The organism is Microbacterium capsulatum (genome assembly GCF_030865425.1).
In the GTDB taxonomy this organism is placed as follows: domain Bacteria; phylum Actinomycetota; class Actinomycetes; order Actinomycetales; family Microbacteriaceae; genus Microbacterium; species Microbacterium capsulatum.
The window spans coordinates 190,208-205,151 of the sequence record NZ_JAVFCB010000005.1; the positions used below are offsets into that span (position 1 = coordinate 190,208).

The following is a 14,944-nucleotide window of genomic DNA, read 5'->3' on the forward strand; positions in this document are numbered from 1 at the left end:
AGCCGCGCACGAATAATGCGATCCCTCTTGCGCAACGATATTTCGGAATACAGGATGTTCTCGAAGTCCATTCCGATTCGAGGCTGATCGGGGCCGCAGGCTCCCGTTCCGCCTCCAGGTCGAGTTGAGGCGTGCGTGGTTCCGGGGGGATCCTTTTTCACAGCGGGGGAGCGGCGGCGCTCGCGTCCCGGTGCGGGGCGCGAGCGTCGTGCGGCCGGACACGACCGCGCGGCGTGGACGGACCGCCTGCTGCGCGCGCGGGCGGTGCTCTGCGCAGGCCTGGTCCTCGGCGTCGGCGCCGCGGTGACGCTGGCGAACTGGTACGACACCGATGGGGCCCACGGCGCGTTCACGGCGGGGCGGTTCGACATCGTCGCCGCGACGGACGGCTCGACCTTCACGGACCACACCGCTCCGGGCGCGGCGGCCTCGCTGACGTTCTCGCCCGGCGCCGACGCGGCCGCGCTCTCGCCGGGCACGACCGTCTACGCGCTGCTCAGCGTGAAGACCGCCAACCCCTCGGGTGCCGGCACCGTCAGGCTCACCGCGGGCGCCTACCCGGCGGGGACCCTCGCCGACTATCTGACGTACGGCGTGAGGACGGTTGGCGCCGCCCAGTGCGCCTCCGCCGCCGACTATGCGGCAGCCGGGTCCGCCGTGGTGATCGCCGACGGATCGCCGCTCGGCACGTCCGCCACGGCATCGCAGACCGTCGCGCAGAACGGCGGATCCCCGGTGAACTACTGCTTCGCGATCACGATGCCGGCGAGCGCCGGCGAGGGCGCGCAGGGGCTGTCGGTCACCCCGATCTGGCAGTTCGTCGCCACGTCGAACTGAGCCGGCGTTCAGTCCGCGAGGGCGAGGGCGCGGAACATGTCGCGCTCGCGCAGCGCGTCGCGGCGGCTCTCGACCGCGGCCGGCGTGCGGGTCGGGGGAGTGCGGCCGGTGGTGCGCTGGTACAGCTCGTCGATGAGGCGGGTCGCGAGGCCCACCAGGTTCTCGATCTCGCGCTCGTCGCGGTCGATCCACAGGCAGTGCGGTTCATCGTGCACGGGCGAGAAGTCGTCGTGCTCCTCCCACACGAACAGGGTGCGCTCGGCGCCCAGCACGTGCTGCTGCCACCACACCTGCCGCAGATAGGTGCGCGGGATGCTGCGCCACGACTTGTTCGTCGTCTTGATCTCGGCGAGCGTGACCCGTCCGCCCGGATCCTGCATGATGCCGTCCGGCGTGGCCAGGTGCCGCGGCTCGACCTCGGCCCGGAACAGGGCGGAGGACGGCATGATGCCGTGCGTGGCGGCCACCCAGGCGGCGATCTCGGGCTCGCGCCGGCGACCGTGATCGGTGTAGGCGTTGCCCGCGAACCGGGGGCCGGCGCCGAGCTTGGCGTCAGCGGCGCGGGCGATCGAGGCCTCGCTGGTGAGCCCGGCGACGTCGGTCGCGGTGATCCCGCGGGCCCGCGCTCGCAGCCAGGCGACCCGGTCGCGCGAATCGGCCACGATGCGCGCTTCCAGTTCCGGGGTCACCTGTCGAGGCTACCTCCGGCCGCCGACCTGCACACCCGGGCACGCCGCGCACACCGAAGCCGACGCGCGCTCGCCGCTCGGAGCGCCCACGACGTTCGGCCGGTTCGCACCTGCCGGCATCTGAATCGCGCACGAGGTGCATCCGATATCGGCATGCCGGCGGATCCCCCGGACGGCGTTCACCGGGACGGCGGCGTCGTCGGCGGCGTAACGTGGGGGCATGGCGACGAAGGCACCCCGCACCGACATCGACGAGTCGAAGCTCACCGCTGGCGATCCGAAGAAGGTCGCGGTGGGCGTGCCGGCGGTCGCGCACGCGCTGCTGATCGCCGAGCAGCAGGCCGGTGTCGTGCGCAGCGCCCGCGCGCTGCTGCGGGTGAACCAGAAGGACGGCTTCGACTGCCCCGGCTGCGCCTGGCCGGAGACCGACCACCGCCACATCGCCGAGTTCTGCGAGAACGGCGCCAAGGCCGTGGCGGAGGAGACCACGCTGCGCACGGTCGGCCCGGAGTTCTTCGCCGCGCACAGCATCGACGAGCTCGAGAAGCACGACGACTACTGGCTCGGCCAGCAGGGGCGGCTGACGCATCCGATGATCCTCGACGAGGGCGCCTCCCACTACCGTCCGATCGGCTGGGACGACGCGCTGCAGACCATCGCCGACGAGATCCGCGGTCTCGACGATCCCGATCAGGCCATCTTCTACACGTCCGGGCGCACGTCGAACGAGGCCGCGTTCCTTTATCAGCTCTTCGCCCGCGGGATCGGCACGAACAACCTGCCGGACTGCTCGAACATGTGCCACGAGTCCTCGGGCTCGGCGCTCGGCGAGACGATCGGCATCGGCAAGGGCACGGTGACGATCGACGACATCCACGACGCCGAGCTGCTGATCGTCGCCGGGCAGAACCCGGGCACCAACCACCCGCGCATGCTGTCCGCGCTCGAGAAGGCGAAGCAGCGCGGTGCCACGATCATCGCGGTGAACCCCCTGCCCGAGGCGGGTCTGATGCGGTTCGAGAACCCGCAGACGGTCCGCGGCGTGCTGCTGGGCGGCACGAAGCTCGCCGACCAGTTCGTGCAGATCCGCCTGGGCGGAGATCAGGCGCTCTTCCAGGCGATCGGCAAGCACCTCCTCGAGAGCGAGGAGCGGGACGGCGGCGTGCTCGACCACGACTTCATCGCCGCGCACACCGCCGGGTTCGAGGCGTACCGGGCCGGCCTGGCCGAGACGCCGTGGTCGGAGCTCGAGATCGCCACCGGGATCCCGGAGGTCAAGCTGCGCCACGTCGCCGAGACCGTGCGCCGCTCCGGCGCGACGATCGTGTGCTGGGCCATGGGCCTCACGCAGCACAAGCACTCCGTGCCGACGCTGCGCGAAGTCGTCAACGTGCTGCTGCTGCAGGGCAACATCGGCCGGCCCGGAGCCGGCGTCTGCCCGGTGCGCGGGCACTCCAACGTGCAGGGCGACCGCACGGTCGGCATCTACGAGAAGCCGTCCGAGGCGTTCCTCGCCGCGCTCGACCAGGAGTTCTCCTTCGCGGCCCCCCGCGCGCACGGGCACGACACCGTCCACGCGATCCGGGCCATGCGCGACGGCAGGGCGCGCGTGTTCATCGGCATGGGAGGCAACTTCGTCTCGGCCACGCCCGACACCGAGGTCACCGAGCGGGGCCTTCGCAACACCGGGCTGACCGTGCAGATCTCCACGAAGCTGAACCGCTCGCACGTCGTCACCGGCAGGCGTGCGATCATCCTCCCCGTGCTCGGGCGCACCGACCGCGACCGCCGCGGCGGCGGCGAGCAGCGGGTCACCGTCGAGGACTCCATGGGTGCCGTGCACACCTCGCGCGGACGCCTGGCGCCCCCGGCCGACGACCTGCTCAGCGAGGTCGCGATCGTCGCCCGGCTGAGCGCCCTCGTGTTCGCCGGCCGGGACAACGCCCCGCAGGCGGACTGGAGCGGCCTCGAGGGCGACTACGCCCGGATCCGCACCCACATCGAGCACGTCGTCCCCGGATTCGACGACTTCGAGCGGCGCGTCGACAAGGGGCGCACGCTGTTCCTGCCCAACGGCCCGCGGGACGCACGGACGTTCGACACCCCCGACGGGCGGGCGCAGTTCACGGTCAACCCGCTGGAGTACCCGCGCATCCCTGAGGGGCGCCTGCTGCTGCAGACGCTGCGCTCGCACGACCAGTACAACACCACGATCTACGGCAAGGACGACCGGTACCGCGGCATCCACGGCGGTCGCCGGGTCGTGCTCATCAACGCGGAGGACATCACCGCGCTCGGGTTCGCCCCGGACGAGGTCGTCGACCTGGTGAGCGAGTGGCGGGCTCCCGACGGGCGCGTCGAGGAGCGCCGCGCCGAGCGGTTCCGGCTCATCCCGTACAGCACGCCGCGTCGCAACGCGGCCGCGTACTACCCCGAGACGAACGTGCTCGTGCCGCTCGACTCGGTGGCCGACGTGAGCGGCACGCCCACCTCGAAGTCCGTGATCGTGCGCCTCGAGCGCCGCTGAGACCGCTCGCGGAGGATCGACCCATGGGCAGGATCACGGTGCGCCGACCGGTCACGCGCGTCTCGATCGGAACGGATCCGCATCGGCGCGCGGACACGCTGGCGGTCGAGGAGCCCCTCGAGATCCGCATCGCGGGCGAGCCGTTCACGGTCACGATGCGCACCCCCGGCCACGACGTCGAGCTCGCCGCCGGGTTCCTCGTCGGCGAGGGCGTCATCTCGCACCGGGAGCACCTGCGCGCCGCGATCCACTGCGGCGGGCCGGGCACCGGCGGAGTCGACAACACCTACAACGTGCTCGACATCGGCCTCGCCGCGGGGGTCCCGCTGCCCGACCGCGACCGCAGCTTCTACACGACCAGCTCGTGCGGCATGTGCGGCAAGGCGTCGATCGAGGCGGTGCGGACAGTGTCGGCGTACGACGTGGCCGCCGAGGGGACGACGGTCCACGACACCACCCTCGTGACGCTGCCGGACACCCTGCGCGCGCACCAGGACGTCTTCGAGAAGACCGGAGGGCTGCACGCCGCGGGCCTGTTCGAGGCCGCCACGGGGGAGCTGCTCGTGCTCCGCGAAGACGTCGGCCGCCACAACGCCGTCGACAAGGTGGTCGGCTGGGCGCTGCAGCAGGGCCGGCTGCCGCTCGGCGGCACCGTGCTGCAGGTGTCGGGGCGGGCGAGCTTCGAGCTCGTGCAGAAGGCCGCGATGGCCGGCATCCCGATCCTCGCGGCGGTGTCCGCACCCTCCTCGCTCGCCGTCGAGCTGGCCGAGGACGTCGGTCTCACCCTCATCGGGTTCCTGCGCGGGCAGTCGATGAACGTGTACACGCGACCGGACCGGGTCACGATTTTGCCGGGTGCGGACGTTCCCGTAGACTGACCGGAGCCGAAGACCGCTGGTCGTCGTGTCGTGCGAGAGCGCGACCGATCGAAGCTCTGCAACGCAGGGGCCCGCGCAGGTGTCACGAACCGATTCTCGTCAGAGATCCCGAGCTCCGTGCGCTTGCGCCGGAGCTCTTTTTCATTGCTGGGGCAACCGGGCGGGTCGAGGCCGATGCTCCACCGCCGTGGAGCATCCCGTACCCATCAAGGAGTGACCATGGCGCAGAAGGATGCAACGGTTGCCGAGCTCACGAAGAACTTCGAGAACTCGAACGCCGTCCTGCTGACCGAGTACCGCGGTCTGACGGTCGCCCAGCTCAAGCAGCTGCGCAACAACATCCGTCAGGACGCGGACTACGCCGTGGTGAAGAACACGCTGACCAAGATCGCCGCGAACAACGCGGGGATCACGTCGCTGGACGAGGACCTCAAGGGTCCGTCGGCCGTGGCGTTCGTGCACGGTGACTTCGTCGCCACCGCCAAGGCTCTGCGTGACTTCGCCAAGGCGAACCCGCTTCTCGTGATCAAGGGCGGCATCTTCGAGGGCAACGCCCTCGACGCCGACGAGGTCAACAAGTACGCCTCCCTGGAGAGCCGCGAGGTTCTGCTGGCGAAGGCCGCGGGCATGATGAAGGCGACGATGGGCAAGGCTGCCGCCACCATCGACGCCCTCCGCGAGAAGCTGGAGACCGCCGAGGCTGCGTGAGCCCGGCAGGTCTTCTTCCCACAAACCCCATCAATCTAGGAGATACATCATGGCGAAGCTCACCACTGACGAGCTGCTCGACCAGTTCGCTGGTCTGACCCTCATCGAGCTCAGCGAGTTCGTGAAGGCGTTCGAGGAGAAGTTCGAGGTCACCGCTGCCGCTCCCGTCGCCGTTGCCGGCGCCGGTGGCGCTGGTGCTGCCGAAGAGGTCGAGGAGAAGGACTCCTTCGACGTCATCCTCGAGGCTGCCGGCGACAAGAAGATCCAGGTCATCAAGACGGTCCGCGAGCTCACCTCGCTCGGCCTCGGCGAGGCCAAGGCCCTCGTCGACGGTGCCCCGAAGGCCGTGCTCGAGGGCGCGAACAAGGACGCCGCCGAGAAGGCCAAGGCCGCTCTGGAGGAGGCCGGCGCGACGGTCACCCTCAAGTAATCTCGCGTTCCGACGCTGCGAAGGCCCCGGGTTCTCCCGGGGCCTTCGTGTTTCTCCGGATCCTTCTCAGGATCCGCGGGGCGGAGCGGTCGACGAGCGCACGACGAGCGACGCCGGCGCGGACACGTGCTCGATGGGCGATTCGCGGTCCAGCATCCGCGCGCGGAGCAGGCGCACGGCCTCCGCGCCCTGCTGCTGCGGAGTCTGCCGGATCGTGGTCAGCCCGAACATCTCGGCGTAGCGGTGGTCGTCGATGCCGGTCACGCTCAGCTCGTTGGGCACGCCGATCCCCAGTCGTCCCGCCGCGATGAGAGCCCCGATCGCGGCCTCGTCGCACACCGCGGTGATCGCGGTGGGCCGCTGGCGCCGATCCGCGAGCAGCGCCGCCGTCGTCGCGAAAGCCTCAGGGATCGTCGACGGGGTCCGCAGCGCCCGGATCCGGTCCTCCAGCCCGGCCGCCGTCATCGCCTGCCGGTAGCCCTCCAGCCGCTTGCGCTCGCCGAAGCTGAAGCGGTCGCCGTCGACCACGTCGCCGAGGAAGGCGATGTCCTCGTGGCCGAGGTCGATGAGATGCTCCGTCGCGACCCGGGATGCCGCGACGTCGTCGATCGTGACGGTGCTGGCGTGCTCGGAGAAGGGGCCGACGGACACGAGCGGCAGACCTGTCGCGGTGAGCCGCTCGAACTCGTGCGCGCCCGGCTGCAGGCAGACCGCGATGATCCCGTCGAAACGGCGCCCGGCGAGGGCGTGGTCGAGCATCCGGGCGCGCTCGGCGCTGCCCTCGGCGGCCCCGTACAGGGTGAGGTCGAGTCCGTGGTCGACGAGCGCCTGCTGCAGGCCGGCGAGCAGTTCGGCGAAGTACCACCGGTCGGCCATCGGCATGATCACGCCGATCGTCGAGGTGCGGCCGGTGGCGAGGCTCGAGGCGCTCGAGTGCGCGGAGTACGCCAGTTCGCGGGCGGCGCGCTCGACGCGCTCCCTCGTCTCCGCGGAGACGTAGCCGTTGCCGCTCAGCGCGCGGCTGGCCGTCGATTTCGCCACGCCCGCGCGCAGCGCCACATCGATGATCCCGGTCACGGCTTCCTCCTCGAAAAGCGATGCCCTCACCCTAGCGATTCCTTCGATGTCATGGAACCGGTTCCCTCAATTCGTTTCCGGATTCCGGTATGCCATCCCAGGGTTATCCAGTTGTGACCGGAAGAACGTTGCGTGTCAGGGCCGAGGAGAATAGTGTCACCTGGAAACGGTTCCTGGGAGGAGCCGATGGCGCGGGACTCTGACCCGCGCGATCCGAGCGTGATTCGAAGGAGAAAACGTATGGGAATGTCGCAGCGACGTCGCCTGCTGGCCCCGCTGGCACTGCTCGCCGTGTCCGGCCTCGCCCTCGCGGGCTGCGCGGAAGGATCGTCGTCGGGCGGCGGAGACTCGTCCGGCAAGGGCCAGACCGTCAAGATCTCCGGCGGCATCACCGGAACCGAGGCGGACCAGCTGAACAAGTCCTTCGACAAGTTCACGAAGGACACCGGCATCAAGGTGGTCTACACGGGCGACAAGGCCTTCGAGGGCAACATCGTCACCAAGGTGCAGGGCGGCAGCGCCCCCGACATCGCGATCGTGCCGCAGCCCGGTCTGCTCAAGAGCCTGGTCGACACGGGCTCCGTCAAGGTCGCACCCAAGGAGGTCTCCGACAACGTCGACAAGAACTGGTCCAAGGACTGGAAGAACTACGGCACGTTCAACGGCAAGTTCTACGCCGCCCCGATGCTCGCCAACGTCAAGGGCTACGTCTGGTACTCGCCGGCGAAGTTCAAGGAGCTCGGCGTCACGGTGCCGAAGACCTGGGACGAGCTGCTCACCCTCACCAAGACGATCCAGGCCAAGACCGGTCAGGCCCCGTGGTGCGCGGGCTTCGCCTCCGGCGACGCCTCCGGCTGGCCCGGCACCGACTGGATCGAGGACCTCGTGCTGCGCCAGAGCGGCCCCGACGTGTACGACAAGTGGGTCGCCGGCGACGTGAAGTTCACCGACCCGCAGATCAAGCAGGCCTTCGACGCCGTGGGCTCGATCCTGCTCGACCCGAAGTACGTCAACGCGGGCTTCGGCGACGTGAAGAGCATCAACTCGACCGCGTTCGCGGACGTCGCGGCCAAGGTCGCGGACGGCACCTGCACGCTCACCCACCAGGCGTCGTTCCTGTCCTCGAACTTCCTCGACGTGAAGACCAAGGCCGGCACGCCGCCGAAGGTCGCCGCCGACGGCGACGTCTACGCGTTCGTGATGCCCGGCATCAAGGAGGGCGACAAGGTCGTCGAGGGCGGCGGCGAGTTCGTCGCGGGCTTCAGCGACAACGCGGCCACGAAGAAGGTGCTCGCGTTCATGTCCTCGGCCGATTTCGCGAACGCTCGCGTCAAGCTCGGCGGCGTGATCTCGGCGAACAAGAACGCCGACCCGTCGCTCGCCTCCAGCCCGTTCCTGCAGGACGCGATGAAGACCGTGCAGGACCCGAAGACGGTGCTCCGCTTCGACGCCTCCGACCTGATGCCGGCCACGGTCGGCTCGGGATCCTTCTGGAAGGGCATGGTCAGCTGGATCGACGGCAAGCCCACCCCCGACGTCCTGAACGACATCCAGGCGGGCTACAAGAACTAGTCTGAGCACCACTGTGACGGCTGCGGGGCTCGTCCGCTTCTCGCGGGCGGCCCCGCGGTCGTCCACACGCTGGTCCTGACCGAGTTCACCGTCGAACCCAGAAGGGGGTCCGCAATGTCGCATTCCTCCGTGGTCGCATCCTCGAGATCCGGCCGCACGACCGCCTCCCGATCCGTCACCGTCGGCGCCCTCGTCGTGGGCGCTGTGGCGATGGTCGGGGTCTTCGTCGCCCTGCTGGCGAGCCCGCCCGCCGAGGAGGCGCGGCCGACGACGATCGGCTTCTCGCTCAAGAGCTTCTTCGTCTGGATCGGCGGCCTGAGCCCGCTGCTGCAGATCCCGATCGTGCTCGTGGTGTTCGCCGTCGTCGCGACGATCCTGCTGCTGCTCATCGAGTACGCGCCGCGGCACGGCAAGGGCTACTTCTGGCTGCGACTCGCGGCCTGCTTCCTCATCCCCGCCCTTGCCTTCATGCTGCTGCGGCCGTATCAGAACTCGGTGATCTACGTCATGGCGATCGCACTGATCGCAGGCGGGATGCTGTTCTTCGCCGACTACCGTGCCCGCGAGGGATCCGGCTACACCCTGCAGCTCGTGCTGTTCATGGCGCCCGCAGGGATCCTCCTGCTCGTCGGGCTCATCTATCCGGCCGTGAGCACCGTGATCCAGTCGTTCTTCGACAAGACCGGCAAGGACTTCGTCGCGCTCGACAACTACCAGTGGGTGTTCACCAACCCCGAGGGGTTCTGGTCGGTCATCAACACCCTGATCTGGGCGCTCATCGCCCCGATCGTGTCGACGATCTTCGGCCTCGCGTACGCGGTGTTCATCGACCGGGCGCGCGGCGAGAAGATCCTCAAGGTGTTCGTGTTCATGCCCGTCGCGATCTCGTTCGTCGGCGCCGGCATCATCTGGAAGTTCATCTACGACTACCGCCAGGGCGACCAGATCGGCCTGCTGAACGCGATCGTGACGCTCTTCGGCGGGAAGCCGGTCTCGTGGCTGGACACGTCGCCGCTCGTCAACACGATCAGCCTGCTCATCGTGTTCATCTGGACGCAGACCGGGTTCGCGATGGTGATCCTCTCCGCCGCGATCAAGGCGGTCCCGACCGAGCAGATCGAGGCGGCCGAGCTCGACGGCGCGAACGCCTGGGAGCGCTTCCGCAACGTCACGGTACCCGGGATCCGGACGTCGCTCATCGTCGTGCTCACGACCATCACGATCGCCTCGCTCAAGGTCTACGACATCGTCGCGGTGATGACCGGCGGCCGGGCGAACAGCACCGTGCTGGGCTTCGAGATGGTCAACCAGCAGCAGCGGTTCCAGAGCTACGGGCACTCCTCGGCGCTCGCCGTGGTGCTGTTCCTGTTCGTGCTGCCGCTGATCGTCTACAACGCCCGGCAGATGGCCAAGCAGAGGGAGATCCGCTGATGAGTGCCACGCAGGCGATCGTCACCGACGGTCGCACCAAGCGCGAGGTCGCGCGCGACACCCGCCGCCACGAGGCGATCGCGCAGAAGCGGCTCACGTCGAGAGGCGCCACGCTCGCCGCGGTGATCATCGCGGTCTTCTGGACGATCCCGACGCTCGGGCTGCTCGTCACGTCGTTCCGCCCCGGCGCCGACTCGAACAGCACCGGCTGGTGGACGGTGTTCGTGAACCCGTCGTTCACGCTGCAGAACTACGCGGACGCCCTCACCTCGGGCGGCACGGCCCTCACGCTGGGGGCATCGTTCCTGAACTCGCTCGCGATCACGATCCCGGCGACCGTCGTCCCGATCTTCATCGCCTCGCTCGCCGCGTACGGCTTCGCCTGGATGAGCTTCAAGGGTAAGAACCTCGTGTTCGTGTTCGTCTTCGCCCTGCAGATCGTGCCCATCCAGATGGCGCTCGTGCCCCTGCTGTCGATGTTCTCGCGCGGGCTCACGCTGTTCGGCACGCAGATCTTCCCCGGACTCGAGCTGCGCGACGTGGATCACAGCTTCGCGACGGTGTGGATCGCGCACGCGATCTTCGCGATGCCGCTGGCGATCTTCATGCTGCACAACTTCATCGCGGAGATCCCTGGCGAGATCGTCGAGGCCGCGCGCGTGGACGGGGCCGGTCACGGGCAGATCTTCTTCAGCATCATCCTGCCGCTGGCGATGCCGGCGATCGCCTCGTTCGCGATCTTCCAGTTCCTCTGGGTCTGGAACGACCTGCTCGTGGCGACGATCTTCGCGCCGGAGTCGTCGCTGCCGCTGACCCAGACGCTGAACTCGCTGTCGGGGTCGTGGGGCGACAAGTGGTTCCTGCAGTCGGCGGGAACCTTCATCTCGATCATCGTCCCGCTCATCGTGTTCTTCGCCCTGCAGCGGTTCTTCGTCCGCGGCCTGCTGGCCGGCGCGACGAAGGGCTAGCGACACTCCCGTGGATCCGGGCCCTTCGACAGGCTCGGGGACCGGATCCACGGAAGAATGGCCGGATGACCCGTCGGATCGCGCTCGTCCTCGGCATCGTCGGGGTGACGGTCGCCCTCGCCACCGGCCTGCTCATCGCCGTGCAGCCCGGGCTGGTCGTCTCGCTCGACGACGCCTGGAACCTGGAGATGGTGGAGTGGCGCGGCCCGGTGCTGGTCGGCTGGGCGCTCGTCATGAACGTGCTCGGCGGCGGGTGGGTGGCGACAATCCTCACGCCGCTCGCCGTCGCGGCGCTCGCCTGGCTGCTGCGCGGCTGGCGCGGTGCGGCGTTCGCCCTCATCGGCTTCCTCGTCAGCGCGGGCCTCGTGCAGGTCGTGAAGAACGCGCTCGGGCGGGCGCGTCCGCAGGACCTGCTCGTCGCCTCGGACTTCGGATCCTTCCCCTCCGGACATACCGCGAACGCCGCGGCCCTGGCGGTCGTGCTCTGGTTCCTGTTCCCGTCGCTGATCACCGCGCTCTGCGGGGCGGTGTGGACGATCGCGATGGGGTTCTCGCGCACGGTGCTCAGCGTGCACTGGTTCAGCGACACGGTCGGCGGAGCGCTCATCGGCGCGGGAGCGGCGTTCCTCCTCGCCGCGGTGCTGTGGCGCTGGGCACGGCACCCGGAGCGTCTCGCGTCGGAGCACGGCGACGGGCAGGATCCGTCGCGTCGCTAGGCTGAGGGGAACCGCAACTCCGCGACCGAAGGGGCCCTCGTGGCGCGCATCCGACCGTTCCGAACCGATGACGTCGACGGCCTGTACGACGTGTGCGTGAAGACCGCGGACGTCGGGCGGGATGCCACCGGCATGCTCGAGGACGACCGGCTCTGGGGCGACCTGTTCGCGGTGCCCTACGCCGTGCAGGACCCCGATCTGTGCTGGATCGTGGAGTCGGACGACGGGCGGGTGATCGGCTACGTCGTCGCGACGGACGACACGGACGCCTTCGCCGCGTGGTTCCGCGACGCGTGGTGGCCGTCTCGGGTGGTGCGCTACCGCCGCTCGGGCGCCGCGGAGCCCACGGCCCAGGACCGCTTCCTCACGTACGGAGACCGGATGGCGCCGCGTGGCAGCGCGGTCGTCCGCGAGTATCCGGCGCACCTGCACATCGACCTGCTCCCCGAGACGCAGGGCCAGGGCCTCGGCCGTAGGCTCATCGACACGCTGCTCGCCGAGCTCGGCCGACGCGGCGTGGCCGGGCTGCACCTCGGGATGAACGCCGACAACGCCGCGGCGGGCGCGTTCTACGAGCGTCTCGGCTTCGAGCTGCTGTCCTCCGGCGCGGGGAGCACCGAGTACGGGATCCGGATCCCCGCCGCCTGACGCCGCCGCGTCCGTGCGCGTCGGCTCAGTGCGCGAGCGCGGTCCACAGCACGGCGCTGAGTGCGGCGAACCCGGCGGCGACGACGAACAGCGTCATCGTGAGCGGCAGCGCGCCCGAGGGGAGCGCGACGCGGTCGTGCCCGGCAGTGGTGAGCGTGCGATGCACGGTGACGTGCCGGCGGTGCGCCCACACCATGATGCCGACGGCGACCGCGGCACCGGCGCCGGCGGGGATGAGAGCCCACTCGCCCAGCAGCTCGGGCAGGATCCGCACGGCAGCGATCGCGCCGATCAGCAGCGCGAGGGCGGTGCGGCGCCAGGCCAGGGCGGTGCGCTCCGGCTGCATCCCCTTGTCGAAGATCTCGGACTCCGACGGATCCATCCCCGCGCTCACCGGAACAGCACGCCCAGGAGCACGAGCAGCCCGACCACGAGGACCGCGATCCCGATCGGGAGGGAGAGCGCCGCGGAAGGCAGCGGCCGGGCCCGGCGCAGCGCCCGTTCCGCGCGCTCCCAGCCGAACCAGGCCTGCACGGGCGTGAGGATGCCGGTCGCGATGAGGACGAGCGAGGCCGCCAGGCGGAACCCGGGATGGATCCCCAGGCCCAGGGACTCGAGCGCGACGCCGCCGGCGAGCAGGGCGAGGGACGTGCGGATCCAGGCCAGGTAGGTGCGCTCGTTGGCGAGCGTGAAGCGGGCGTCCGGCTCGGCGCCCTCCCGGTACACGCGCTGCGGGAACCGCCGGTCCGGCTGCTCCGTGGGCTCCGGGGCGGGGGAGGGGGCGTCCATGTGCACGAGGATACCCGGACATGACGAAGGCCCCGGTCCCCCAGCGGTGTTCAGGGGAGTCAGGGCCTTCGGTCTGGCGGTGACGGCGGGATTCGAACCCGCGGTTGCTTGCACAACACACGCTTTCCAAGCGTGCTCCTTCGGCCGCTCGGACACGTCACCAGGAGTACAACCTGATCATCCTATCCGATCCCGCGGCGCTCCTCGGACACGGGGCTTCGCGGACGCGGGCGCCCGGCGGCCCCGCGTGCCAGGATGAGAAACGACCGCGAAGGAGCAGACGTGGCGAGCCCGGGTGATGAGCAGACGTCGGAGCAGCACGCTTCACGCCGTCGCTGGGCGCTGCAGATGCAGCAGCCGCTGCCGTCGTCCACCGTGTTCGACCGGATCGCGTTCCTCGTCGGTACGGCCTCGGCGGTCTGGCTCGCCGTCATCATCGCGATCCAGGGCTTCCGCTATCCCTGGTCCGTGCTGCTGTTCATCCCGGTCTGGGCGATCATGGCCTACCTCGTGCTGCCGCGCCTGCATCGGCTGCTCTCGGATCTCTACGTTCCGGACTACTTCTTCGGGCGCACCCGCACGGCGGACGGGCTGCTGGGCGACCCGGTCAACCTCGGCGTGGACGGATCGGCGGAGCAGCTCGACGACGTGATGACGCGGGCGGGCTGGCATCGCGCCGACGAGATCACCGCGGCGTCGACGTGGGGGATCATCGCATCGACGCTGACCCGGCGCAGCTATCCGACCGCGCCGGTGTCGCCGCTCATGCTGTTCGGACGCCGGCACGACGTCGCCTACCAGCAGGAGGTCGCCGGCAACCCGAAGCAGCGCCACCACGTGCGGTACTGGCACTGCCCTCCCGGCTGGCTGCTGCCCGGCGGTGCGAAGACCGACTGGCTCGGGGCGGGCACCTACGACACCGATGTCGGGCTCAGCTTCTTCACCCTGCAGGTCACGCACCGCATCGACGAGAACACCGACATCGAGCGCGACTTCGTCGTCGCGAGCGCCAGGGACGCGGATCCCGCGGTGCGGGTGCGCGATCTCCGCGACTTCACCACCGGCTACCACTCCCGCAACGGCGGCGGTGACCGGTTCATCACGGACGGGCACCTGCCGATCCTCGACCTGACCGCGGTGCCGACCGCGGGGCCGGATCCGTCCGTGCCGTCGCCGGATGCGGTCCCGGATCCGGAGGGACACGGTGCCGCCGCGCTCCGTGCCGTCGCGCAGACGTCGATGCGCCGGGCGCCGCTGTCGACCGTCGTCGCGGTGGCCGTGGTCGCGCTCGGCGGGTTCATCGACCTCGTCGCGCTCGTGGTCGGGGTGCTGCTGGACGCCGAGACCGTGGCGGTCGTCACGAACGGGGATCCGGGGGCGCAGATCCTGCTCGCGGTCGTCCTCACGTTCGCGGTGGCGCTGACCCTCGCGCAGCTCGTGATGGCGTGGTTCACGCTGCGCGGCGGGCGACGGTCCCGCGCCGTGCTCATGGTGCTGCTCGCGATCGGCGTGCTGTCCACCGCGATCGAGTACCTGAACGGGAGCGTGACGCTGGGGTTCAACGGGACGCTGCTCTCCGCGTCGCTGCTGTGCCTCGCGCTGCTCGCGCTGTCCAGCGAGTCGGCCGGGGCCTGGGCGCGCCGGCGTCGCCGCGGCGTGGCCGGGGACTGATCG

Annotated in this window: 15 protein-coding genes and 1 tRNA gene; 11 read left to right on the forward strand and 5 right to left on the reverse strand. The window is 69.9% G+C overall.

Annotation, left to right across the window (positions count from 1 at the left end; translation table 11 throughout):
• The first annotated feature begins 135 nt into the window (after window positions 1-135).
• Window positions 136-837, forward strand: coding sequence for a SipW-dependent-type signal peptide-containing protein (locus RBR11_RS10450; RefSeq protein WP_308489270.1), 702 nt, complete (start codon window positions 136-138; stop codon window positions 835-837).
• A gap of 8 nt (window positions 838-845) precedes the next feature.
• Here the strand turns inward: RBR11_RS10450 and RBR11_RS10455 are convergent, their stop codons facing one another.
• A complete protein-coding gene (locus RBR11_RS10455; RefSeq protein WP_308489271.1) occupies window positions 846-1,526 on the reverse strand; it encodes a YqaJ viral recombinase family protein in 681 nt (226 codons plus the stop codon).
• Between the two features lie 220 nt (window positions 1,527-1,746).
• Here RBR11_RS10455 and RBR11_RS10460 point away from each other — a divergent pair, with 220 nt between their 5' ends.
• The 4 genes from RBR11_RS10460 to rplL all read left to right on the forward strand — a co-directional run bounded on the left by RBR11_RS10460 (window position 1,747) and on the right by rplL (window position 6,069).
• The gene (locus RBR11_RS10460; RefSeq protein WP_308489272.1) at window positions 1,747-4,053 is read left to right on the forward strand and encodes an FdhF/YdeP family oxidoreductase; all 2,307 of its coding nucleotides are present in this window, start codon (window positions 1,747-1,749) and stop codon (window positions 4,051-4,053) included.
• A gap of 23 nt (window positions 4,054-4,076) precedes the next feature.
• Entirely contained in the window at window positions 4,077-4,931 is an 855-nt protein-coding gene (gene fdhD / locus RBR11_RS10465; RefSeq protein WP_308489273.1) for a formate dehydrogenase accessory sulfurtransferase FdhD, read from the forward strand.
• Window positions 4,932-5,150: 219 nt separating this feature from the next.
• Complete coding sequence (gene rplJ / locus RBR11_RS10470; RefSeq protein WP_308489274.1) at window positions 5,151-5,639, forward strand: 50S ribosomal protein L10; 489 nt, start codon at window positions 5,151-5,153, stop codon at window positions 5,637-5,639.
• 49 nt (window positions 5,640-5,688) lie between these two features.
• Window positions 5,689-6,069, forward strand: coding sequence for a 50S ribosomal protein L7/L12 (gene rplL, locus RBR11_RS10475; protein ID WP_308489275.1), 381 nt, complete (start codon window positions 5,689-5,691; stop codon window positions 6,067-6,069).
• 66 nt (window positions 6,070-6,135) lie between these two features.
• On the opposite strand, the gene RBR11_RS10480 is transcribed toward rplL, so the two are convergent.
• Window positions 6,136-7,146 carry a LacI family DNA-binding transcriptional regulator gene (locus tag RBR11_RS10480; RefSeq protein WP_308489276.1) on the reverse strand — a complete coding sequence of 337 codons (1,011 nt, stop codon included), beginning with the start codon at window positions 7,144-7,146 and terminating at the stop codon, window positions 6,136-6,138.
• 240 nt (window positions 7,147-7,386) lie between these two features.
• On the opposite strand from RBR11_RS10480, the gene RBR11_RS10485 reads away from it, so the two are divergent.
• From RBR11_RS10485 to RBR11_RS10505, 5 genes are all read left to right on the forward strand, one after another.
• A complete protein-coding gene (locus RBR11_RS10485) occupies window positions 7,387-8,718 on the forward strand; it encodes an ABC transporter substrate-binding protein (RefSeq protein WP_308489277.1) in 1,332 nt (443 codons plus the stop codon).
• A 210-nt stretch (window positions 8,719-8,928) separates the two neighbouring features.
• Window positions 8,929-10,149, forward strand: coding sequence for a sugar ABC transporter permease (locus tag RBR11_RS10490; protein WP_308489404.1), 1,221 nt, complete (start codon window positions 8,929-8,931; stop codon window positions 10,147-10,149).
• A complete protein-coding gene (locus RBR11_RS10495; RefSeq protein ID WP_308489278.1) occupies window positions 10,149-11,117 on the forward strand; it encodes a carbohydrate ABC transporter permease in 969 nt (322 codons plus the stop codon). Before RBR11_RS10490 ends, RBR11_RS10495 begins: the two co-directional genes overlap by 1 nt.
• A 65-nt stretch (window positions 11,118-11,182) precedes the next feature.
• A complete protein-coding gene (locus RBR11_RS10500; RefSeq protein ID WP_308489279.1) occupies window positions 11,183-11,833 on the forward strand; it encodes a phosphatase PAP2 family protein in 651 nt (216 codons plus the stop codon).
• Between the two features lie 39 nt (window positions 11,834-11,872).
• Window positions 11,873-12,481, forward strand: a complete 609-nt coding sequence (locus RBR11_RS10505) for a GNAT family N-acetyltransferase (protein ID WP_308489280.1) — start codon at window positions 11,873-11,875, stop codon at window positions 12,479-12,481.
• Window positions 12,482-12,506: 25 nt separating this feature from the next.
• On the opposite strand, the gene RBR11_RS10510 is transcribed toward RBR11_RS10505, so the two are convergent.
• The 3 genes from RBR11_RS10510 to RBR11_RS10520 all read right to left on the reverse strand — a co-directional run bounded on the left by RBR11_RS10510 (window position 12,507) and on the right by RBR11_RS10520 (window position 13,432).
• Window positions 12,507-12,863: a DUF202 domain-containing protein gene (locus RBR11_RS10510; RefSeq protein WP_308489281.1), complete on the reverse strand. Its 357-nt coding sequence runs from the start codon at window positions 12,861-12,863 to the stop codon at window positions 12,507-12,509.
• An 8-nt stretch (window positions 12,864-12,871) separates the two neighbouring features.
• Window positions 12,872-13,270: a YidH family protein gene (locus RBR11_RS10515; RefSeq protein WP_308489282.1), complete on the reverse strand. Its 399-nt coding sequence runs from the start codon at window positions 13,268-13,270 to the stop codon at window positions 12,872-12,874.
• A gap of 74 nt (window positions 13,271-13,344) precedes the next feature.
• Window positions 13,345-13,432: transfer RNA gene (locus tag RBR11_RS10520), tRNA-Ser, on the reverse strand.
• Between the two features lie 120 nt (window positions 13,433-13,552).
• Between RBR11_RS10520 and RBR11_RS10525 the strand changes: the two genes are divergently transcribed.
• The gene (locus RBR11_RS10525; RefSeq protein WP_308489283.1) at window positions 13,553-14,941 is read left to right on the forward strand and encodes an LssY C-terminal domain-containing protein; all 1,389 of its coding nucleotides are present in this window, start codon (window positions 13,553-13,555) and stop codon (window positions 14,939-14,941) included.
• Window positions 14,942-14,944 lie beyond the last annotated feature (3 nt).